The 21,389-nt window shown below is 61.4% G+C and carries 21 protein-coding genes and 1 pseudogene; 6 read left to right on the top strand and 16 right to left on the bottom strand.

The window, feature by feature from the left end; translation table 11 throughout:
* The first annotated feature begins 127 nt into the window (after positions 1 to 127).
* Positions 128 to 1,063, top strand: coding sequence for a LysR family transcriptional regulator (locus ACIOMR_RS02465; protein ID WP_023659100.1), 936 nt, complete (start codon positions 128 to 130; stop codon positions 1,061 to 1,063).
* 110 nt (positions 1,064 to 1,173) lie between these two features.
* On the opposite strand, the gene ACIOMR_RS02460 is transcribed toward ACIOMR_RS02465, so the two are convergent.
* The 3 genes from ACIOMR_RS02460 to ACIOMR_RS02450 all read right to left on the bottom strand — a co-directional run bounded on the left by ACIOMR_RS02460 (position 1,174) and on the right by ACIOMR_RS02450 (position 3,756).
* Positions 1,174 to 1,536, bottom strand: coding sequence for a 5-carboxymethyl-2-hydroxymuconate Delta-isomerase (locus tag ACIOMR_RS02460; protein WP_087692584.1), 363 nt, complete (start codon positions 1,534 to 1,536; stop codon positions 1,174 to 1,176).
* A 70-nt stretch (positions 1,537 to 1,606) separates the two neighbouring features.
* A complete protein-coding gene (locus tag ACIOMR_RS02455; RefSeq protein WP_008437907.1) occupies positions 1,607 to 2,794 on the bottom strand; it encodes a low temperature requirement protein A in 1,188 nt (395 codons plus the stop codon).
* Between the two features lie 26 nt (positions 2,795 to 2,820).
* Positions 2,821 to 3,756, bottom strand: coding sequence for a LysR substrate-binding domain-containing protein (locus ACIOMR_RS02450; RefSeq protein WP_003211897.1), 936 nt, complete (start codon positions 3,754 to 3,756; stop codon positions 2,821 to 2,823).
* A 61-nt stretch (positions 3,757 to 3,817) separates the two neighbouring features.
* Between ACIOMR_RS02450 and ACIOMR_RS02445 the strand changes: the two genes are divergently transcribed.
* Positions 3,818 to 4,063, top strand: coding sequence for a hypothetical protein (locus ACIOMR_RS02445; RefSeq protein ID WP_023659101.1), 246 nt, complete (start codon positions 3,818 to 3,820; stop codon positions 4,061 to 4,063).
* Here ACIOMR_RS02445 and ACIOMR_RS02440 read toward each other — a convergent pair.
* The 6 genes from ACIOMR_RS02440 to ACIOMR_RS02415 all read right to left on the bottom strand — a co-directional run bounded on the left by ACIOMR_RS02440 (position 4,018) and on the right by ACIOMR_RS02415 (position 10,271).
* Entirely contained in the window at positions 4,018 to 5,343 is a 1,326-nt protein-coding gene (locus tag ACIOMR_RS02440; RefSeq protein ID WP_178965816.1) for an MFS transporter, read from the bottom strand. The genes ACIOMR_RS02445 and ACIOMR_RS02440 overlap by 46 nt on opposite strands.
* A 59-nt stretch (positions 5,344 to 5,402) precedes the next feature.
* The gene (locus ACIOMR_RS02435) at positions 5,403 to 6,725 is read right to left on the bottom strand and encodes an MFS transporter (protein ID WP_401191995.1); all 1,323 of its coding nucleotides are present in this window, start codon (positions 6,723 to 6,725) and stop codon (positions 5,403 to 5,405) included.
* A 75-nt stretch (positions 6,726 to 6,800) separates the two neighbouring features.
* Entirely contained in the window at positions 6,801 to 7,679 is an 879-nt protein-coding gene (locus ACIOMR_RS02430; protein WP_134325896.1) for an SMP-30/gluconolactonase/LRE family protein, read from the bottom strand.
* Between the two features lie 69 nt (positions 7,680 to 7,748).
* Positions 7,749 to 8,681, bottom strand: coding sequence for a 3-keto-5-aminohexanoate cleavage protein (locus tag ACIOMR_RS02425; RefSeq protein ID WP_003211908.1), 933 nt, complete (start codon positions 8,679 to 8,681; stop codon positions 7,749 to 7,751).
* A gap of 82 nt (positions 8,682 to 8,763) precedes the next feature.
* Entirely contained in the window at positions 8,764 to 9,552 is a 789-nt protein-coding gene (locus tag ACIOMR_RS02420) for an SDR family oxidoreductase (RefSeq protein WP_008437903.1), read from the bottom strand.
* Positions 9,549 to 10,271 (bottom strand): GntR family transcriptional regulator, encoded by a 723-nt coding sequence (locus ACIOMR_RS02415; protein ID WP_003211913.1) that lies wholly within the window; start codon positions 10,269 to 10,271, stop codon positions 9,549 to 9,551. Before ACIOMR_RS02415 ends, ACIOMR_RS02420 begins: the two co-directional genes overlap by 4 nt.
* Before the next feature lie 133 nt (positions 10,272 to 10,404).
* Between ACIOMR_RS02415 and ACIOMR_RS02410 the strand changes: the two genes are divergently transcribed.
* Entirely contained in the window at positions 10,405 to 10,794 is a 390-nt protein-coding gene (locus tag ACIOMR_RS02410) for a VOC family protein (RefSeq protein ID WP_177066761.1), read from the top strand.
* A 168-nt stretch (positions 10,795 to 10,962) separates the two neighbouring features.
* Here ACIOMR_RS02410 and ACIOMR_RS02405 read toward each other — a convergent pair whose 3' ends face one another.
* A complete protein-coding gene (locus ACIOMR_RS02405; RefSeq protein WP_401191988.1) occupies positions 10,963 to 11,109 on the bottom strand; it encodes a hypothetical protein in 147 nt (48 codons plus the stop codon).
* A gap of 198 nt (positions 11,110 to 11,307) precedes the next feature.
* On the opposite strand from ACIOMR_RS02405, the gene ACIOMR_RS02400 reads away from it, so the two are divergent.
* Together ACIOMR_RS02400 and ACIOMR_RS02395 are read left to right on the top strand one after the other, a co-directional pair.
* A complete protein-coding gene (locus tag ACIOMR_RS02400) occupies positions 11,308 to 12,600 on the top strand; it encodes an MFS transporter (protein WP_003211917.1) in 1,293 nt (430 codons plus the stop codon).
* A 12-nt stretch (positions 12,601 to 12,612) separates the two neighbouring features.
* Positions 12,613 to 13,371 (top strand): substrate-binding domain-containing protein, encoded by a 759-nt coding sequence (locus ACIOMR_RS02395; protein WP_008437882.1) that lies wholly within the window; start codon positions 12,613 to 12,615, stop codon positions 13,369 to 13,371.
* Here the strand turns inward: ACIOMR_RS02395 and ACIOMR_RS02390 are convergent.
* On the bottom strand, positions 13,363 to 14,265 hold the full coding sequence (locus tag ACIOMR_RS02390; protein ID WP_008437881.1) for a LysR family transcriptional regulator: 903 nt from the start codon (positions 14,263 to 14,265) through the stop codon (positions 13,363 to 13,365). The genes ACIOMR_RS02395 and ACIOMR_RS02390 overlap by 9 nt on opposite strands.
* 665 nt (positions 14,266 to 14,930) lie before the next feature.
* On the opposite strand from ACIOMR_RS02390, the gene ACIOMR_RS02385 reads away from it, so the two are divergent.
* Entirely contained in the window at positions 14,931 to 15,782 is an 852-nt protein-coding gene (locus ACIOMR_RS02385; RefSeq protein ID WP_401191984.1) for a hypothetical protein, read from the top strand.
* Here ACIOMR_RS02385 and ACIOMR_RS02380 read toward each other — a convergent pair.
* The 5 genes and pseudogenes from ACIOMR_RS02380 to ACIOMR_RS02360 all read right to left on the bottom strand — a co-directional run bounded on the left by ACIOMR_RS02380 (position 15,751) and on the right by ACIOMR_RS02360 (position 21,312).
* Complete coding sequence (locus ACIOMR_RS02380; protein ID WP_401192205.1) at positions 15,751 to 16,560, bottom strand: methyl-accepting chemotaxis protein; 810 nt, start codon at positions 16,558 to 16,560, stop codon at positions 15,751 to 15,753. The genes ACIOMR_RS02385 and ACIOMR_RS02380 overlap by 32 nt on opposite strands.
* Positions 16,561 to 16,608: 48 nt before the next feature.
* Positions 16,609 to 17,376, bottom strand: a pseudogene (locus ACIOMR_RS02375) (MCP four helix bundle domain-containing protein); the annotation flags it as partial.
* 179 nt (positions 17,377 to 17,555) lie between these two features.
* Positions 17,556 to 18,581: a histone deacetylase family protein gene (locus tag ACIOMR_RS02370; protein ID WP_177019689.1), complete on the bottom strand. Its 1,026-nt coding sequence runs from the start codon at positions 18,579 to 18,581 to the stop codon at positions 17,556 to 17,558.
* Positions 18,582 to 18,749: 168 nt separating this feature from the next.
* Positions 18,750 to 19,979 carry a Zn-dependent hydrolase gene (locus ACIOMR_RS02365; RefSeq protein WP_401191981.1) on the bottom strand — a complete coding sequence of 410 codons (1,230 nt, stop codon included), beginning with the start codon at positions 19,977 to 19,979 and terminating at the stop codon, positions 18,750 to 18,752.
* A 22-nt stretch (positions 19,980 to 20,001) separates the two neighbouring features.
* The gene (locus ACIOMR_RS02360) at positions 20,002 to 21,312 is read right to left on the bottom strand and encodes an MFS transporter (protein ID WP_102604239.1); all 1,311 of its coding nucleotides are present in this window, start codon (positions 21,310 to 21,312) and stop codon (positions 20,002 to 20,004) included.
* Between the last annotated feature and the right edge of the window lie 77 nt (positions 21,313 to 21,389).

Raw genomic sequence — 21,389 nt, 5'->3', positions numbered from 1 at the left:
TAAACATTATTTGTCCCACCTCAAACAGAGAAAGGTCCGACAGAGCTTTCTATTGGTACGAGCGTTCCGTTAACATTTTGTATTGTCTTGTACCGATTTCGGTACAAAGCGCTTGCGGACGGAACGGATGCTAAACAGCAACTTGCTTAGAAAGCTCGATATGCAGGACCTGATGGTGTTTGTCGCTGTTTACGACCAAAGCAGCGTCACCGAGGTTTCCGAAACCCTGTTCGTCAGCCAGTCCACCGTGAGCTACAGCCTGAAGAAGCTGCGCACGAGCTTCGAAGACGAGTTGTTTATCAACACCCGGGCGGGCATGCGTCCTACGTACAAAGCCGCCACCATGTACGGGCATGTGCAGAAAATCCTCGAAAGCATCAACCTGTGCCATGCCGGCAGCCAAACGTTCGACCCCACCCAGAAGGCTGTGACCTTCAACGTCTGCGCCCCCGAATACTTCGAACAGTTGATCCTGCCGCGCCTGCTGAAAAACTTCGACCGCGCCGACCTGCCGGTGATCGTCAACGTGCAGAAGCTCGAAACCGAGGTCCCGGCCGACGCCTTGCGCGACGGGCGTCTGGACCTGGTGATTTGCTTCGGGCCGCACTTTCATCGCGAGCACAAGGACATCAAGACCCAGATGCTGCTGGAGGACGACCTGGTGTGCGTGTTCGACAAACACTCGGCGCCCCGGGAACCGGCGTTCAGCCTGCAATCCTTCGTCGCCCGGCGCCATGTGTTCCCCACGCCCTGGAGTTCCGACACCAACATGATCGACGGCTGGCTGGCGCGCCAGTCCCACAAGCGCCAGGTGATCGCCCGCGCCAACAGCTACAGCGCGGCGCTGAAGATGATCACCGGCACTGACTTTATCGTCACCTTGCCCCGTCGAGTGCTGAAGCTGCTGGCAGACACAACCGTGTTCGGCCATTGCGAAGCGCCGAACGGTTTGCCGGGGTTTACCCTGGATATGCAGTGGAATGAACACAGCGCGCAGGACAGCGCCAACACGTGGTTCAGGGAGCAGGTGGTGAAGGTGTGTGCGGATCAGGGGTTGCTATAACTTTTTTGTAGGAGCGAGCTTGCTCGCGAAGAACGTTAACGATGACACGGGCATTCAGGATCCCCGCGTCGTCTGTTAGTTTTTCGCGAGCAAGCTCGCTCCTAAAGTAGTTAGCCGATGGTGACTTTGCTGTAGGAATCGCGATCCATGTCTACCAGCAGGACGCTGAGCTGAACCTGCAAATCCGCCGGCCATTCGCCCAGGTCCTGCAGCGCCGCCAACAGGCTTTCCGACAATTGCTTCTTGACCTGCGGTGAACGCCCGCTAAGCAGCGACAGCTTGACCGCGATAAAAGCGCGCGGGCTGATGGACGTGCCAACCTGGAATGTCTCCACCTTCAGCGCGCGGCTTTTGATATCGAACTCGGAACCGAACTGCCCGGACGCCATCAGCACGTTGTTGAGCCGCAACAAGGTTTTCTCAACGGCCAGCTCTGTGAGATTGGCGGTGTATTCCAGATGCAGATGCGGCATGAAAGGCTCCGAGTTGTTGTAGGAAAAGAGTCATACATATAGCACGGGGCCGGGCGGAATCAGACCGCTTTCAGTGTGAAACTTCGGTCAGGCTGTGCAGCGAGCGATTTTCCCAGATCGCCACGATCACCAACACCGCCGACGTCAACGCCCCCAGTACCAACGCCGAAAACACCTGCTGCAATCCCAGCGGCAGCAATACCAGCAGCATCAGCAAGCCGCCCAGGTGCGAAAACGGTGGCAACGGCCGGTCGCTCATCACCCATTTGAACAACGCACTGCCCAGCAGGAACAACCACGGGCCGGCGATGATCGCCACCACGCCCGCCTGGCTGGCATGCCCCGGATGCACCAACACCAGTTCGTCGGCCACGGCGCTGACGATAATCCCGGCGACGATCAATACATGCAGGTAGGTGTAGGCGATCCGCGCCTGACGGCCCGGGTCGGCAGAGCTGGCAATGCGATGGTGGGCGCGCTCGGCGCCGCTGTCGAAATAGATCCACCACAGGGCGATACTGCCCACCACTGCCACCAGGAATGCCGCCAGCCCGTCCACGCTCCAGGGCAGTTCGGCGAAGGTCGCGCCGGTCACCAGCAACGACTCACCGAGGGCGATGATCACAAACAGGCCGCAGCGTTCGGCCATGTGGTTGCCTTCCACATTCCAGTCCGCAAGCGTCGAGGGCCCAAGCCCGGGCACCCAGAAATACACCGACGGGGAAATCAACTCGATCAACAGCGCCAGGGCCCAGAAGGCCAGGCGCTGCTCGCCTTCGAGCAGCGCACCGGTGATCCAGAACACCCCGGAAAACAGCATCCACGCCAGGATCCGCTGGAAATTGCGAGTCATGTTCAGCGACTCGCCGCGCACCGCCCACAACGCAAACAGCGTGCGTCCTACCTGCATGAACACATAGGCGCCGGCGAACAACAGCCCGCGATCGGTAAACGCCTTGGGGATCGACGAGGACAGCAACAGGCCCGCCACCATCAAGCCGAACAGGCCGATGCGGATCGGGATTTTTTCCGGGTCCAGCCAATTGGTGACCCACGAAGTGAAGATCCACACCCACCACACCGCGACCATCATCAACGCCACCTGCACGGCACCGCCGATGGACAAGTGGGCGAGCAGCGAATGGGACAACTGGGTCACGGCAAACACGAACACCAGGTCGAAAAACAGCTCGACCATGCCAACCTTGCCGCTGTCATGACTGCCGCGCCCACGCAGCAAGGAACGGGATGGGGCCATGCCTGGATCTCCCTGAAGGTTTTATCTCAAGATTTGGGTGCGACCACCGGCAGCATGTCCCGCTCGCTCATGAACGCCTCCAGCCGCGAACGCATCCAGCGCTCCGCCGGATCGGTGTCAACGTGGCTGAGCCAGACCATCGACAAGTCCAGGGTCGGGGTTTCGAACGGGAACGGTTCACAGAACAGATTGCCTCCGGCGGCCATGGCCTGGGCGGTGTAATCCGGCAGGCTGGCGATCATGTCGGTGCCGGCGAGCAGCGCCGGCAATGCGCTGTATTGCGGCACCGAGAGCACCACGTGGCGCTTGCGACCGATTTCCGCCAGCCACTCATCGGCAAACCCGGACACGTTGGCGGTGTGGGACACCAGCACATGGGGCCGTGCGCAATATTCGTCGAGGGTCAGGGGTTTGTCCGAGGCATCCGCCCGCAGCAGGCACGGGCGGATATGCCGCAATAATTTGCGCTTGGCATTGGCCGGCAGGCCGCGGGTCTGGGTGATGCCGACGGTGATATCCCCGGAACCCAGCAGGTCCGGGATGCGCCAGTAATCCACATGCTGCACCACGAACACCACCTGCGGCGCTTCCTGGCGCAAGGCGCGCAGCAGCGGCGGCAGCAGGCCGAACTCGACGTCATCGGACAGGCCGATGCGAAAGGTCATGGTGCTGATGGACGGGTCGAAATCGTGGGTCAGGCTCAGGGCCGACGACAAGGAGTCGAGGGCCGGCGACAGGTGCTTGATGATTTCCTCGGCCCGCGCGGTAGGTTCCATCCGATGGCCGACACGAATGAACAGCGGGTCATTGAACAACGTACGCAGGCGGTTGAGGGCCGAACTGATGGTGGGTTGCCCGAGAAACAGCTTCTCCGCCACCCGGGTCACGTTGCGTTCGAGCATCAAGGTTTCAAAGACCACCATCAAATTGATGTCGGCCTTGCGTAATTCATTGCGATTCATCGGCGACCGCCCCACTGCCCTGGATAAGTCGCAGTTTAGAAACACCCGGGGCCCTGCGTCTATGCGCACACTGTTCAACACGGGCCTTTGGGACTATAAAGCAGCTTCCAAGGCTTGCGAGAACACCATCGTGCTGGTCATTTCTGCCTTGAGCGTCCTGGTTGCCGGGATTTTGCTCTGGGCCATCAAATTCATCGCTCATCCCACCGCCAGGACACTGTTACGGGTATTTGTCGGTTTGTGCCTGGCGGCAGTCGTGGCTTACCTGGTGCTGGCTTCGGGGTTTCCTACCTCGTTGCTGGTGTGACCGGGCTCCTGCCCCTGACGCAAACGCAAGGCGGCCAACGCGGCCACCACCAGCACCACGGCAATTACCTTCAAGCCATTCGTGGCATTGCCGGTGCTCATCTCGATCGCGCCCATCACCGACGGCCCGACAAACCCGCCGAGCAATCCGCAGGCATTGACGAAGCCCAGCCCGCCCGCCAGCGCCACGCCCTTGAGGCGCGAGGCCGGGTAGAGAAAGATGATCGACTGCACCACAAAGAACATCACCGCCGACACACAAAAGCCCAGCAGGCTGAACACCGGCCCCGACACCGAGGCAATCCCCAGCCCCAATGCCATGGTCAGCAAACCGGTAATCAACAGCCGTCGGGCACGGGTGGGCGTGGTCGCAAAGCGCGGCAGCAACACAGCGCCGGCCGCTGCGGCAATCCACGGCAATGAGGTCAGCAAGCCGACGCTCATGGTGCTCAATTCACCGTATTTGCTGATGATGCTCGGCAGGAAAAAGATCACGGTGTAGATGGTGATCTGATGGCAAAAATACACAAAGATCGCCAGCAGGATCTGCGGTGTCAGCCAGTTCTTCAGGGAATGCCCGCCCTCGCCTGCGCCCTCTTCGGTCTCCATCGCGATGCGCTGTTCAATCCCGCGCGCCTCTTCGGCCGAGAGCCATGGTGCCTTGCTCGGACGGTCCGGCAACTTGCACCACACCACCCAGGCAAACGCGACTGCCGGCAGCCCTTCGAGCAGGAACATCCACTGCCAGCCGTGCCAGCCGAGCAGCCCGTCCATGCGCATCAACGCCGCGCCCACCGGGCCACCGATGATGTTGGCAAAACACACGCCGAGCAGGAAATACCCGGTGGCCCGCGCCCGTTGCTCGCGGTTGAACCAGTAGGTGAGGTACAGCATCACCCCGGGAAACAGGCCGGCTTCGGCAATGCCCAGCAGCAGGCGCAGGATATAGAACGAGGTCTCACCCTGGACGAACGCCATGGCCGCCGAAATCAGGCCCCAGGTCACCATGATCCGGGCTATCCAGAACCGCGCGCCGACCTTGTGCATGATCAGGTTGCTGGGGATTTCCGACAGCGCATAGGTCAGGAAAAACAGCCCGGCGCCCAGGCCATAGGCCGCTGCTGAAATCCCCAGGTCAACGTCCAGGTGGTGCTTGGCCAAGGCGATGTTGGTGCGGTCCAGGAAGCTCAGCACGTAGGCGATGATCAGCAAGGGCATCAGCTTGACGAACATCAGTTTGTTCAACTCCCGTGGTTCACGGGCGGTGTTGGCAGTCTTCATCGGGCAATTCCTCTTGGCGCCCCGCCAGCGCAACGGCTGGGGGACGCATCGGTGTTGTTCTAGGGTTCGAGTTGCGCAACCAGCGCCGGCGGGCGATGGGAAAACAGTTGCAGCAGCGCCCCGCCCAGGGCACAGCCGGCCATCACGAAGAAGCACACCGTGTAGCCGTGCAAGGTGGTCCAGCCGCCGCCCATGGCAATCAGGCTGCCCATCAGCACCGGCGCCAGGCCGCCACCGATAAACATCGCGGTGGTGATGATGCCATTGGCGGTGGAGGTCGCCGACAGCTCGGCCGAGTCGCAGGCCACCGCGTAGTAGATCGGCCACACTGCGTTGGCCACCAGGCCGAACAGCAGTTGCACGACGATGATCAGGGTCAGGGTATTGGCGAAGTAGAACGCACCGACACTGGCCGCCATCCACACCCCGCAGATGATCAGGGTGACGCGCCGGCCAATGATGTCCGACAGCGACGGCCACACCAGTTGCCCGAGAATCCCGGTCAAGGTGAACACCACGCTCATCCCCGCCGACTCGGCCAGGGACAGCCCGGCGATGTTGTACAGGTAGGCCGGCAGCACGATGTTGACGCCCATGTACACCACTTGGGTCAGCATCGTATTACCCGCCGTCAGGGCGATATTGCGGTTGCGCAACGTGGCGATAAAGGTGCGCCAGGCGTGGCCCTTCACTTGGCTGGCCGGTGCGTTGTCCGGCGGGGTCATGCCCTTGGCGGCGATGTCGACGTACAGCGCGGTGATGCGTTCGGCGGTGGAATAGCGCGCCCAGAAAATCATCAGCGGCAACGCCACCACGAACGCGAAGAAGAACACGTAGCGCCAGTTGTCTTCACCGAAGGTGCTGATGACAAAGCTGGCGACGATGCCACTGAGCATGGCGCCGATCGGGTAACCGGTGTGGTGCGCGCCAAGGGCAAAACCACGACGTTCCACCGGCCACCATTCGGCGGTGTTGCTCACGCCCACCGGCTCGCCCCAGCCTGCGCCGAGGTTGACGCCAACCCGCAGCGCGATAAAGGTCGCGAGGTTGCCGCTCAGGGCCTTGAACCCGGAGAGGAACGAAATAGCCGTGTAGCCCAGCACCAGCGGCACCTGGAACCGTGCGCGCTTCCAGCCACCGCCGTAGCGGTCACTCCACATGGAGCCGGGAATATCCAGCAGGGCCAGGGCGAGCATGATCACCGTGGCCATGGTGCCCCACTGGTCGGCCGACAAATCGAAATGCTTGGAGATGGTCGGCCCCAGGCGCAGCACGATCTCACGGTCGTAGGCGTTGAGGATCCAGATCATCCAGCACACCAGCAGCGACACCCAGGAGTGCCGGTGAATACTGCGCAGCGAGGCTTTTTTCAAGGTTGCCATGGGTTTCTCCAGGCGCGCGAGGGCGCGCACTGACACAAGGTTGCGAAAGGAAAGTGCCTTGTTGAAAAAAACGCGCTAGCTGGCGAACCGTCGCTCGGCTATTCCTTGCACGCCCAGCCCGGTGATCGCAAAAAGCGCCCCGCGCTGCTGACCGTCGGCCGGGAAACGCGGCAACGGTGGCTTGGCCATGGAGGTGACAAACAGGGTGTCCAGGTTCGGCCCGCCAAAGGTCAGGCTGGTGACCTTTTTCACCGGCATCTGGATGATCCGGTCGACCTCGCCGTCGGGCGTGTAGCGCACCAGTTTTCCGGCATAGACCAGCGCCTGCCACAGGCAGCCTTCGGCATCCACGGTGCAGCCGTCGGCAGCGCCACCGCCGCTGGTATCGACCTTGGCGAAGGTGCGTCGATTGCTCACCGCGCCGCTGGCTGGGTCGTAGTCATAGGCCCAGATCTCGCCGGACCAAGTGTCGCAAAAGTAGAACGTATCGCCCGCCGGGCTCCAGCACGGACCGTTGGACACGATGATGCCTTCGTCCAGGGTGTGCAGGCTCAGGTCCGCGTCGAGGCGGTAGAGTTTGGCGCTGGCGCTGTCTTCGAGGGTGTCCATGGAGCCGAAGACAAAGCGCCCCTGGCGGTCGACCTTGCCGTCGTTGAGGCGGTTGTTGGGCAGTGCGGGTTCCGGGTCGATCACCAGGGCCAGTTCGCCGCTGTTGAGGTCGAGGAGGTGCACGCCGTTTTGCAGGGCGACGATGGCTTGCTCGCCGCTATGGCGCAGGGCCATGGAGCCGATTTTCTGGCCCACATCCCAGGCCCGCAGTTCGCGCCCATCCTCGGTGCAGCGCAGGATCCGGCCGTCGGCGCTGTCGATCCAGTACAACCGTTGTTGTTCGACGTCCCACACCGGGCCTTCGCCCAGGGTGGTCTTCACGTCCACAAGCACTTCGATACGCATGGTGTTATCCCCTTTTTTGTTGTTGTGCGGGATGGGCATGGCCGCGCCGTGACGCGGCCGGTTTGTCACTTAGAAATTGACCTGGTCACGCCCCTTGAGCCCGAGGATTTCCCGCGCTTCATCCGGCGTGGCGACGCGGTGGCCGAGGGCTTCGATCACTGTGCGAATGCGCCGTACCTGGTCGGCGTTGGACGCGGCCAGTTTGCCCGGGCCATCCCACAGCGAATCCTCCAGGCCGACCCGGGCGTTGCTGCCCATGGACAGGCCCATGGTGGCCAGCGGAATTTGCCCACGGCCGGCGCCGAGGATCGACCACACGTAGTCGTCGCCAAACAGGCGGTCGGCGGTGCGGCGCATATGGGCCAGGTCTTCCGGGTGCCCGCCGATGCCGCCGCGCAAACCGAATACCGACTGGATAAACAACGGTGGTTTCAGCAGGCCGCGCTCCAGGAAATGGGCGGCGGTGTACAGGTGGCCGATGTCGTAGCACTCGATTTCAAAACGGGTGCGGTTCTCGGCGCAGGAATTGAGGATGTGGGTAATGTCGCGGAAGGTATTGCGAAAGATCCGGTCGTCGCTTTCTTCCAGGTACGGACGCTCCCAGTCATGCTTGAACTCGGTGAAGCGGTTGAGCATTTCGTACAGGCCGAAGTTCATCGAGCCCATGTTCAGCGAGGCCAGTTCCGGCTTGAACTGCATCACCGGTTGCAGGCGTTCTTCGACGCCCATGGTCGGTGCGCCGCCGGTGGTGATATTGATCACCACGTCGCTGGCGGCCTTGATGTGCGGCAGGAATTCGGCGAACAGCGCGGGGTCCTGGCTGGGACGGCCATCGATGGGATCACGGGCATGCAGGTGGACAATGGCGGCGCCGGCTTCGGCGGCACCGATGGCGGCGTCGGCAATTTCCTGCGCGGTGATCGGCAAATGCGGCGACATCGACGGCGTATGGATGGCACCGGTGACGGCGCAGGTGATGATCACAGGACGATTTTTGGACATGACGATTCTCCGACTTTTATTCTTATGAAAAAAATCCCGGGTGTAACTTGTGTGTTCTTCCCTGGCTTAACGCTGACGCGGCCTATAGGTACTCGACGTTACCGTCGACACTGATCGCCTGGCCGGTGACATTGCGGGCGGCAGGCGAGCAGAGAAACAAGGCCATGGCCGCGACGTCTTCGGCGGTGACCATGCGCTTGAGGGAGATCTTGTTCAGGTATTCCTGGCGCATCTCGGCTTCCGGCACACCGACCTGTTCGGCACGGGCGCGGATCACGCCGTCCATGCGCGGGCCTTCAACGATGCCGGGCAGCAAGGCGTTGACGCGGATGTCGCTTTCGCCCAGCTCCGAGGCCAGGGATTTCATCAGGCCGACGATGGCCCATTTGGTCGCCGCATATGGCGTGCGCCAGGCGTAGCCGAGGCGCCCGGCGACCGAGGCGATATGCAGCAGATGGCCGTGGGACGATTCCTTGAGCATCGGCACCGCGTGGTGGGCAAAGCGGTATTGCGCCGTCAGGTTGATATTGATCGTGGCTTGCCACTCGGCATCGCTGATGGCGTCGATGCCGCCGGTGGGCCCGGCAATCCCGGCGTTGTTGACCAGCACGTCCAGCCCGCCGAATTGCTCGCGCTGCACCTGGAACACCGCCTCGATCTGCGTGGCATCGCTCACGTCGGCACGGGTGGCGACAGTGCCCGGGTACTTGTCGCGAAACGCCGCCAGGGCCGGTTCGCTGACATCACACACATGCACCTTGGCACCCGCCTCCAGATAGGCCGCCGCCAACACTTCACCGATGCCGGCAGCCCCGCCGGAAATCAACACACGTAACCCAGGATAGGGCTGCAGCCGCTGTAGGACACTCATGCACGTTTACCTCCTGAAACAGACGACCGCGAACGGTCGTTCTTGACGAGCAGGCGCGCCAGGGAATCGGCGGCCTGCATGATGTCATCGGTCACGGCCGCGCGGGCACCGGCGCCATCGCGGGCGGCCAGGGCTTCGACGATGCGCGTATGCGCCTCCATCGAGCGTTGCAAGTGAGCTTTATCGGGGGCGACCAGGGCAAAACACGGGCCCATGTGCAGCCAGAAGTTTTCCACGGCGGCCATGGTCAATTCGGCCTGGGCGACGGCATAGATCCGACGGTGAAAGGCGAAGTTGGTCCACAGGTAGCGGGAAACGTCGACTTCGTCGGCGGCCTGTTGCATCTGTTGGCAGAGGTCGGAGATTTCGTCGAGGTCGGCTTTTTCCAGGAGCAATACGGCCTTTTCTGCCAGCAAACCTTCCAGGGCGACCCGCGCATCGCGGATTTCCCGCAGGCGTTCGACCGTCATCATGCGTACCCGCAGACGAGAGGTTTCGGTGACTTCAAAGGCGTTTTCGGCGCTGAGGCGCTGGAGGGCTTCGCGCACTGGCATGGGGCTGGAGCCGAGGGCTTCGGCGAGGCCGCGGATGGTGAGTTTCTGGCCGGGCTGGAAACGACCACTCATCAAGGCTTCGCGGATCTGGCGATAGACCTGGTCTTGCAAGGTATCGCGGGACACCTGGCGCAAGGTGGGAAGGAGAAGCGGGCCATCTGTCATGAGTCAAAACCTGTGTTGTCGTTCTTATGGCTCCAATATGTGATCACAAATCAAATATGTCAAATAGTTCCCGTTGACGGTATGCACGACGCTGACTCTAATGAGCCCTTTCTCCAGCAAGGACCGCTGAACCATGAAATTTGCCTACACCATCGTCTACGTCCCGGACGTCGCTGCATCCCTGCAATTCTTCGAAAAAGCCTTCGGCTTCAGTCGCCGTTTCCTGCATGAATCGGGGACCTATGGCGAGTTGGATACCGGTGATACCACCCTCTCTTTTGCAGCGCATGAGTTGGGCGAGATGAACTTCAAGGGCGGGCATGTGGAGGCGCATGCTTCACAGCAACCGCTGGGGATGGAGTTGGGGTTTGTTACCGAGGATGTGTCAAAGGCTCATGCCAGAGCGCTGGCCGAGGGTGCGACAGAACTTGCTGCGCCGAGCACCAAGCCTTGGGGGCAGGTGGTGTCGTATGTGCGGTGCCCGGATGGGACGCTGGTGGAGTTGTGTACGCCGATTCAGTGAATCGTACTGTGGCGAGGGAGCTTGCTCCCGCTGGACCGGGCTGGCGCTCCAGTGCGAAGCGCTCCCAAAAATCTTGGGGCCGCTGCGCAGCCCAGCGGGAGCAAGCTCCCTCGCCACAGCAAGCTCCCTCGGCACAGCAAGCTCCCTCGCCACAGTGAATTGCCTGCATCAGGCCTTGAGCGGTCGCTCCTGGTCACGCTCGGACAGCTCGGTGCCATCGTCCGGATGCTTCCAGGTCTGCGGCTTTTCTTCCTCGCGAAGCTTCCTCGCCCGCTCCTGCTCCAACTCTTCGCGCTGCTTCTGTTCGTTGCTCATACCCACCTCCCATCCGTAAGAATTGGACACACTGGGCAAGCATAGATGAGGGAGCGGTTTTGTGTGCATCCGGCAATTGATAACCACGACGCATCAATACATGTAAACAACTCACTTATCATTTCCAAATGTGTCAGCCACTATCCGCGGTCTTAAGCGAAACAAGCACTTTAAAAAGAACGCTGGAGACACAAGAAAATGCAAAACCCTTCACGGCCTGACTCTGCCCGCTCCAAAGTCGGCGCGGTCTTTCGCGTCACCTCCGGCAACTTTCTCGAACAGTTCGACTTCTTTCTGTTCGGTTTCTATGCCACCTATATCGCCGCCGCCTTCTTCCCTGCCGCTAATGAATTTGCGTCATTAATGATGACCTTCGCCGTGTTCGGCGCGGGCTTTTTGATGCGTCCGCTGGGGGCTATCATCCTCGGCGCGTACATCGATGATGTGGGCCGTCGCAAAGGCTTGATCGTGACCCTGGCGATCATGGCCAGTGGCACCCTGCTGATCGTGCTGGTGCCCGGCTATCACACCATTGGTTTGTGGGCACCGCTGCTGGTGCTGATGGGCCGGCTGTTGCAAGGTTTCTCGGCCGGTGCCGAACTGGGCGGCGTGTCGGTGTACCTGGCCGAAATGGCCACCCCGGGCCGCAAGGGTTTCTATACCAGCTGGCAATCGGGTAGCCAGCAGATCTCCATCGTGGTCGCGGCCGCCCTGGGTTATGGCCTGAACCAGTGGATGGAACCAGCCGTGGTTGCCGATTGGGGCTGGCGCATTCCGTTCGCCATCGGCTGCGTGATCATCCCGTTCATCTTCGTCCTGCGCCGCAACCTGCAGGAAACCGAAGAGTTCGCCAACCGCAAGCATCGCCCGACCATGCGCGAAGTGCTGGCCACCCTGGTGAAGAACTGGACCATCGTGATCGGCGGCATGATGATGGTGGCGATGACCACCACGGCCTTCTACCTGATCACCGTGTACGCACCCACCTTCGGCAAAACCGTACTCAACCTGACCACCGCCGACGCCCTGCTGGTGACCCTGCTGGTGGCCGTGTCGAACTTCATCTGGCTGCCCATCGGTGGCACCCTCAGTGACCGTTTTGGCCGCAAGCCGGTGCTGATCGCCATGACTGCTTTGACCGTGCTGACCGCTTACCCGGCACTTTCCTACGTGGTCAATGCGCCAAGCTTCGCGCACATGCTGGAAACCCTGCTGTGGTTCTCCTTCCTCTACGGCATGTACAACGGTGCCATGATCCCGGCCCTGACCGAGATCATGCCGGTGGAAGTGCGTGTGGCGGGCTTCTCCCTGGCCTACAGCCTGGCGACCGCGATCTTCGGCGGTTTTACCCCGGCGATTTCCACCTGGTTTATCCACGAGACGGGCGACAAGGCATCGCCCGCCTACTGGCTGATGTTCGCCGCGCTGTGCGCCCTGTGCGCGACGTTCGCGCTGTATCGCCGCGCCAGCGCCCGTCTGCAAGTTGCCTGAGGAGCCGCACTGATGAACCCCATGCTGAAAACACTGGCGGCACTGGCGATCGGTTCCCTGGCGATGGTCGCCCACGCCGAAGAGCTGAAAGTCATGACCTCCGGCGGCTTCACCGCTGCCTACAAGGTGCTGGGTGCGCAATACGCCACCCAGAGCGGCGACACCCTCGACACCATCCTCGGCCCGTCGATGGGCAAGGCGCCGGAAGCGATTCCCAACCGCCTGGCCCGTGGCGAACACGCCGACGTGGTAATCATGGTCGGCTACGCATTGGATGAGCTGATCAAGCAAGGCAAGGTCGACAAGGCGTCCCGCGTTGAACTGGCGGACTCGCGCATCGGCCTGGTGGTCAAGGAAGGCGCGGCCAAGCCCTCGATTGCCACCGATGCCGAACTGAAGACGGTACTGACCAACGCCAAATCCGTCGCGTACTCGGACAGCGCCAGCGGCGTCTACGTCGAAAAGGAACTGTTCAAGAAGCTCGGCATGCCGTCCAAGGGCACCATGATCGAACGCATCCCGGTGGCCTCCCAGGTGGCCAAGGGTGACTACGAGGTGGGCTTGCAGCAGGTGTCCGAACTGCTGCCGATTCCGGGCGTGACCTACGTCGGAAAGATCCCTGAAGACGTGCAGTCCGTCACCCGTTTTGCCGCCGGCATTCCGGTAAATGCGCAGCACCCCGCGCAGGCGAAAAAGCTCCTGCAATTCCTCGCCTCGCCCCAGGCGCAACCGGTGGTGCAATCCACCGGCCTGGATTCGGTCTCACACTGACCGGAACGGCATCTCCCGCGTCAACCGCTCCAGTTCCAGTGCCGCCGGCGTCAACGTACGCCCGCGGCGCTTGATCAACCCCACGTTGCGCACCACCTCCGGCTCCACCAGCGGCACGCTCGTCAGAATCGGATGTTCGCCGCCCGGCATCGCAATCGACGGCACCATCGCCACCCCCAACCCCGCCTCCACCAGCCCGATCATCGTAGTGACGTGATGGGTTTCGCAGATGCTTGGTTTCTTCACCCGCACGCCGCGCAGGGCCTGGTCCAGCAGGAAGCGGTTGCCTGAGGTCTTGTCCACGGTGATGTAGTCGTGCTCGTACGCCTCGGCCCACGTCACACTGGCGCGGTCCGCCAGCGGGTGCTCCCGGCGACAGGCCAGTACATAACGCTCCTGCAACAACAGCTCGAACTCCACCCCGTCTGCCAGGCTGCCGCTGAAACTCACGCCGAAATCCGCCTCGCCACTTTCCACCGCCGCACACACCTCGCCCGCACTCGCGTCCAGGACCCGCAGGCGAATCTTCGGATAGAGCTTGTGGAATTCGGAGATCACGTGGGGCATGAAGTAGTACGCGGTGGACGGCACACAGGCGATGGTGACATTGCCCATGCGGGTCGAGGCGACGTTGCTGATGCCCATCAGGGCGATGTCCAGGTCATCGAGCATGCGCTCGACTTGCGGCAGGAACGCGCGGCCGACCATGGTCAGGCTGACCCGGCGCGTGGTGCGTTCGAAGAGTTTGACGTCGAGGGCGGATTCGAGCTTCTCGATACGCCGGCTGAGGGCCGGCTGGGAGATACGGATGGCTTCGGCCGCCGCACGGAAACTGCCCTTGTCTACGACGGCGCGGAAGGCTTGGAGGTCGTTGAGGTCGAAGTTGATGATCACGGGGGCAGCCATTGGTTGAGCAGATGTGGCGGGCATTATCGTATGGGGGCTGGCGGGATGCTATTGGCGCGGGCCACAGACTCGGGATCAGCCAATAACCCTACGGAAAATATGCGGTCATACATATCAGCAGGGAATTTGCGTGGGTTGGAAACGAGACTTCTGAAAAGCGTCAATACTGACAGCTCTTAGGTACCACCTCACAGGTCTAACATGGGAAAAATAGTTGTCAGCACAACACTGCTGATTTGTCTTACTGGATGCGTAGGGATCCATCTAGCCCTTCCCGATGATAAAGATGCTCACACCAACACCCGACCACAACCTACCAAACGTGAATGGTGCGGAATGACTGTATGGGCTCTAGTTCCACTCCCACTGAAATTGCCTATGTGCAACTCGCCTCCTGCCAAATCCCCGCTGTATGCCTGCGGTCCCTTTATGTTTCTCGCACCACTCATGCATGGGTATAAAGGAAATTCTTTATGCGGGAAAATTCCTGCTTAGAGCCTCTTGCAGGATGACGACGACAATCAACCGCAGCGGCAATCTTTTCCACTCACGAATACAGACTGGTAACGCAATCAATGGATGAAACAATAGAAAGGACTTCCAGCCCTGCGCCTCTCTATCGAGCGCTTCGAGCGGGGTTGTGGCTCCTGAGTTTGCTCTGCCTTGCAGCTTTGGGCTTCTTCGCCTGGCAAAGCTTCTACCCGGTCAGTGCAGCCGAAGACTGGAGTGTTCATGTCGTCCACCGAGACGTAGCAAAGGCCGCATCACTGATGCCGATGCCCGACGGTTCGCTGATGGTGAGCCAGGAATTGAGCGATGGGCTTGGTAGTATCGTGCGCATATTGCCCGACGGAAAACGCGAACTGGTGGTAGGAAATCTCTCCAAGCCCGATGGCATGGTCGCCACTCAGGGCGGCTGGGTGTTCAGCCAGGAAGTGGATGGCGCGCCGGTCAGTTTCCTCAAGGACGGCGTCGTCACTGAGCTGTTCAGGGGAGACAGCGTGCAAGGGCTGTGGGACGACGGCGAGTACCTGTATGCCATCGAAGACCGCAAGGTCGGGGCGCGGATTCTGCGCTATCACTGGAGCGACAGGACCTTGAGCGTCGTGCGTGACCAACTCAGCGAAGGCGAGTCGATTGTTCGCTGCACGGATGGGCGCATGCTCTACACAGAAAAGAAGAAGGGCGTGGTGCGAGAGCTGACCATCGACGGTAGCGACCCGGTGGTACTGAGCCAATTGAACAAACCCACCTTCCTGATGTGCGATGAACGCGGGTTATGGATCAACGAGGATTCCACCCACCGCGCGCGTTTGTTGTTGATCGACAAGCAAGGACGCCAGCAGACGATTCTGTCTTTCCTGAAGGCGCCACAGTCGATTGTGCGTACGACGAAGGGAACGTACCTGGTGGCCGAAGGGGGTCGTGACCGGATCCTGGAGCTGGTGCCATCCGTGGCACGACTAGACCCGGTTACAGCTGAAACCGCGCCACCGCCTCATTGAGCGACACGGCCAAGCGCGCCAGCTCTTGGCTCGACCCGTTGATCTGCCCCGCTCCCGAAGACGACTGCGCAGACAGGTCACGAATATTGACGATGTTGCGATCCACTTCCTTGGCCACCTGCGCCTGCTCCTCGGCGGCGCTGGCGATGACCAGGTTGCGCTGGTGAATCTGGTCGATGGAGTCGGTGATCTGGCTCAAGGCTCCACCGGCGCCTTCGGCCAGGATCAAGGTTTCGCTGGCCCGCTGGGTGCTCGATTGCATTGAGGTCAGTGCCTCGCTGGAGCCACTGCGCATCGCGGTGACCATCTGGTCGATTTCCAGGGTCGATTGCTGGGTGCGATGGGCCAGCGCACGCACTTCGTCGGCCACCACGGCAAAGCCACGCCCGGACTCACCGGCACGCGCCGCCTCGATGGCGGCGTTCAGGGCCAACAGGTTGGTCTGCTCGGCGATGGAGCGAATCACATCGAGCACCCTGCCGATGTCCCGCGATTGATCGGCGAGGTTTTGCACCAGGCTCGAGGTTTCACCGATGTTGGTACTCAACGCCTGAATCGCGCTGACCGTCTCGCCGACGCGCTGCTGGCCATCGCGGGCCGTTTCATTAGAGAGCCGGGTGGATTCGGAAGTGGAGACTGCATTACGTGCCACCTCATCGGCGGCCGAGGTCATCTCGTTGACCGCGGTGGCGGCTTGCTCGATTTCAGCGGTCTGCTTTTGCAGGCTGCGGCTGCTCTGGTCGGTGATGCCGTTGAGGTCGGTGGCCGACGCGGCCATCTGCCCGGCCGACTGGCGAATCAGCTGCAAGGTACTGCGCAGGCTGCCTTGCATGGTCTGCAACGCCACCAGCAGGCGCGTCACTTCGTCATCGCCGGTCACTTCAACGGTTTGCGTCAGGTCGCCTTGGGCGACGTTTTCTGCGGCGCGCACCGCGTGGCTGAGCGGGCCGACAATGCTACGCGTCAGCAACCAGGCCAGGGCCACGGTGCTCAACGCGGCCAGCAGCACGAAGCCGAAGACCATCGTGCGCGAGCGGCTGTACTGCAACTCGGCCGTCTGGCCCTGCAGGTTTATCTGGGCGTTGTAATAGTCGGCCAGGGCATTGAGCTGATTGCCGGAACCGTCGACCACGGTCTTCATGTCCACCAGCAGCAACTTGTTCAGCTCGGCGGTCTGCTGCTTGTCGGCAAGGATGAACGACTGGGTGAGGCCTTGCTGGTATTGCCGCAGGGAGACCTGAAACTGGTCGTAGAGATTGCGTACCTCAGGTGTATCAAGCACCGCACTCAGGTCGGCCAGTTTCTTTGCCAGATCCTGGCTGCGGGTGTCCATCTGGCTACGGTATTGCGAGAGGCTCGCGGGATTGGGATCAAGGGCCATGCGTAGGGAAATGGTGCGGATACGCAGCATGATTTCGCGAATGTCCGAGACCAGGCGCATCTTCGGCACCAGGCCACTTTCAACCTGCACGGCGCTTTCGCGGATGCTTGCCATGTTCGAGAGCGCAAAGAACCCCAACAGCGCCAGGAGCAAGGCAATCAAGGCAAAACCGAGACCCGCACGGCGGGCGATGGACAGGCTGCGGAGCGACATGGCGATTGTTCTCATTATGGGCATACGACATCGTATGACAGAGTTTCGGCCAGTCAGGACGGGACTTTAGGGGTATCGACCAGAAGTTAAGAGATATAAATTATCGACGTAAAAGGCCCACGGGTCGGACGCGCCTTGAATGTATTTCCAAGGCAGTCCGGGGCGCTTTATTCAGCGGGTTACATCGACCACGCCTGCGCACTTGCAAAAAACGCCTGAGCATTACTGTCCAGCGTTTCCAGGTGATACCCGCCCTCCTGCACGATCACACACGGCAACCCCAATCCACGAATGCACTCCCCCAGCCGCGCAAATCCTTCCCGTGTCACCGCCACTTTGCTTTGCGGATCCAGCTCGTAGATATCGAACCCCAGCGACAACACCAGCACGTCCGCCGAGAAGTCCTTCACTGCCTTCAATGCCAGTTCCAGCTTTTGGAAAAACACCGCCTCACTCGCGCCATGCGCCATCGGCAGGTTGAGGTTGAAGCCTTCACCCGCAGCAGCGCCGCGCTCTTCGGCAAAGCCTGCAACACCCGGATAGAAGTTGGTCGGGTCGCCGTGAATCGACACGTACAGCACGTCATCACGCTCGTAGAAAATCTCCTGGATGCCTTGCCCGTGGTGCATGTCGGTGTCGAGTACGGCGACGCGCTCGAAGCCAGCGCGCAACGCCTGCGCCGCAACCGCCGCGTTGTTGATATAGCAGAACCCACCGGCTGCATCAAAACGCGCGTGGTGGCCTGGCGGGCGGCATAGCGCGTAGGCCGCGGGTGCGCCGTCGAGGATGTCCCGGGCGGCAGCGACGGCGCTTTGGGCGGACCAATAGGCCGAGCGCCAGGTGAGTTCGCCAATCGGGCAACTGCCGTCGGCGAGGTAGCGCGCCGCCTGGGCAAGGATGCCGCGCAGGGCGTTGGGCTCGCGCACGAAGATGTTGGACATGACTTCGTCGCCCCAGTCTTCGGGGATTTCTTTCCAGCGCTGGTGGGCTTCCTGGAGGAAGGCCAGGTAGGCCGCACCGTGCACAGCCAGCAGTGGATCAAGGCCGTGGTCGTGGGGTTGCTGGATGTCGAAGCCCAGGTTTTGCGCGGCCAGCAGCAGATTGCGGGCGCGCTCCGGAACTTCCTGCGGGGTACGCATCTGGCCACGGGAGTAGTAGCTGCGAGGATGGTGCAGGAGTTGTTCGGGGTGGAAATAAGTACGCATGGGATTTCTCCTGATGGGCACACATCTGCGGTTGAACACCGGACCTGTAGGAGCTGGCTTGCCTGCGATTGCGGTGGCTCAGATACAAATTTGTTGCCTGAACCACCGCTATCGCAGGCAAGCCAGCTCCTACATTTTGATCGTGTTCAACCTTGCAGAAATGTTTCGTTAATTAGCCTGGCCGGCACGTTTCAACACGGCATTGAGCAATACATCGGTACCCTGGCGAACGTCCTCGGGCAGCACATCTTCGGCTTCGTTATGACTCAAGCCTCCCACGCACGGAATGAACACCATCGCCGTCGGGCAGAACCGCGCCAGGTGGATGGCGTCATGGCCAGCACCGCTGACAATCGATTGCTGGGCATAACCCAACGCATCCACGGCGGACTGCACACAGGCGACACACTCGGCATCAAACGGTGTCGCCGGGCTGATCCAGTGCGGGCTGACGGTGACGCTCAGACCACGTTGGGCAGCGATATCCTGCAAGCGGGTGCGCACCTGTTGCTCCATGGCTTCTATGTCGGCGTCGCGGTGATGGCGCAGGTCGACGGTAAAATTCAGCAAGCCGGGAATGGTGTTGCGCGACGACTTGGCGATGCTCAATTCACCCACGGTCGTGAGGCCCTCAGGCGCAAAATCAGCCGCCAGGTTTTCCAGCGACTGGATCATCTGCGCGGCGCCGTACAAGGCGTCCTTGCGCAGTGGCATCGGCGTGGTCCCGGCATGGGCGGCCATGCCTTCCACGCGCACGTCGAGCCAGCGAATCGCCTGCCCACCGGTGACCACGCCAATGCTCTTGGCGTTGTCTTCCAGAATAGGACCTTGCTCGATGTGCGCTTCAAAATACGCATCCACCGCGCCACCCAAGGGGCGCTCGCCGTTGTAGCCGGTGCTGCGCAACGCATCCGCCACGCTGACACCGGCGACATCCCGGGTGGCCAGCGCGTTATCCAACGCCAAGGTGCCAGTGAACACCGCCGAGCCGAGCATGGCCGGAGTAAACCGGGCGCCCTCCTCGTTGGTCCACACCGCGATTTCCAGCGGTTTGCGGGTCTTGATGCCGTGGTCGTCGAGGCTGCGGATCACTTCCAGTCCGGCCAGCACACCATAGACGCCATCAAAGCGCCCGCCTTCCGGCTGGGTGTCGAGGTGGCTGCCCATCATTACCGGGGCCGCTTCATTGTCCGTGCCGGCGCGGCGGGCGAACAGGTTGCCGATGGCGTCGACGCTCAGGGTCAGCCCGGCATCTTCACACCAGCGGCTGAACAGTGCGCGGCCCGCCTGGTCTTCGGCGCTCAAGGCCAGGCGGCAACTGCCACCGCGGGCCGTGGCGCCGATTTCGGCCATGGCCATCAGGCTGGCCCACAGGCGCTCGCCATTAATCTTCAACATACACATTCTCCAATCAAACGCTTCAAGCCATTTCAAGACGGTGGGCGGTGGCGTGACGACGGGACAACGCGAGTACGCACAGCAGCGAAACCGCCGCGATCGCGCTGTAGAACACTGCCATCGGCCACCACTGGCCCTGGTATTCATGGGCCAGCCAGGTGCCGATCAACGGCGTGAGGCCACCGGCCAGCGCGCCGCACACTTGATAGGCCAGGGAGATGGCGGTGTAGCGCACGCGGGTTTCGAACAAGCCGCTGACGAAGCCTGCAATCACCGCATAAAACGAGGCCATGCACACCACGGCCAGGGCGATGCCGATGATGATCAATAGCGCCTGGCCGCTGCTGACAAGCACGAACATCGGATAAGGCGAGGCCATCGCAAGCACGCTCATCGCACACAGAAAGCGTGTGGCACCGACCTTCTCCGCCACCCAGGCCGCCAGCGGCTGGACACAGAACTGGATGATGGCCACGACAAACAGGCATTCCAGAATCAACGAGCGCGGCAGGTTAAGTTGCTGGGTGGTGTAGGCAATCATGAAGGTGTTGGTGAAATACACCCCGGCAATCCCCAGGGTGTTGGCACCGATGCACAGCAGCAGCGGGCGCCAGGCCGTTTTCAGCACTTCGATGACCGGGGCCTGATCCTGGGTGATGGCCCGGGCCTTTTCTGCCTTGGCTTTGTCTTCCAGGAACTCAGGCGATTCGTTGACGCCCAGGCGGATTGCCAGACCGACGATCAACAACAAGGCACTGGCCAGGAACGGCACGCGCCAGCCCCAACTGAGCAGGTCGGCCTCCGGCAAACGGGTTACCGCACTGAAGGCCAGCAACGACAGGATCAAACCCGCCGGGCTGCCCAACTGTGCAAAGGAGGCAAAGAAATTGCGACGGCCTTTGGGTGCATGTTCGCCGGCCATCAGCACCGCCCCGCCCCACTCGCCGCCAACGGCGATGCCCTGCACGATGCGCAGCAGCACCAGCAACACCGGCGCCGCGACGCCGATCTGCGCATAGGTCGGCAACAGGCCGATACATACGGTGACCACGCCCATCATCACCAAGGTGATCACCAGGGATTTCTTGCGACCGATACGGTCACCGATATGCCCAAACACAATGCCGCCCAATGGCCGGGCGAAAAAGCCCACGGCAAAGGTGCCGAACGCGGCCATGGTGCTGAACAGTTTGTCGTCGGAAGGGAAGAACAATTGACCGAACACCAGCGCGGCGGCGGTGGCGTAAATGTAAAAGTCGTACCACTCGATCATGGTGCCGATGAAAGCGGCGGCCGCGGCACGGCGCGGCTGCGGCGAAGCGGAAGGCTTCATGGGGCTGGCTCCTTTGGTTATTTTTTTGGCAGGAGAAAGGACTGGCGCACGCGCTCTGATGGCGCTGGTTGAGGGTG

This window comes from Pseudomonas sp. NPDC087814 (assembly GCF_044742865.1).
Classification (GTDB): domain Bacteria; phylum Pseudomonadota; class Gammaproteobacteria; order Pseudomonadales; family Pseudomonadaceae; genus Aquipseudomonas.
This window is presented reverse-complemented; position numbering and strand designations above follow the sequence as displayed.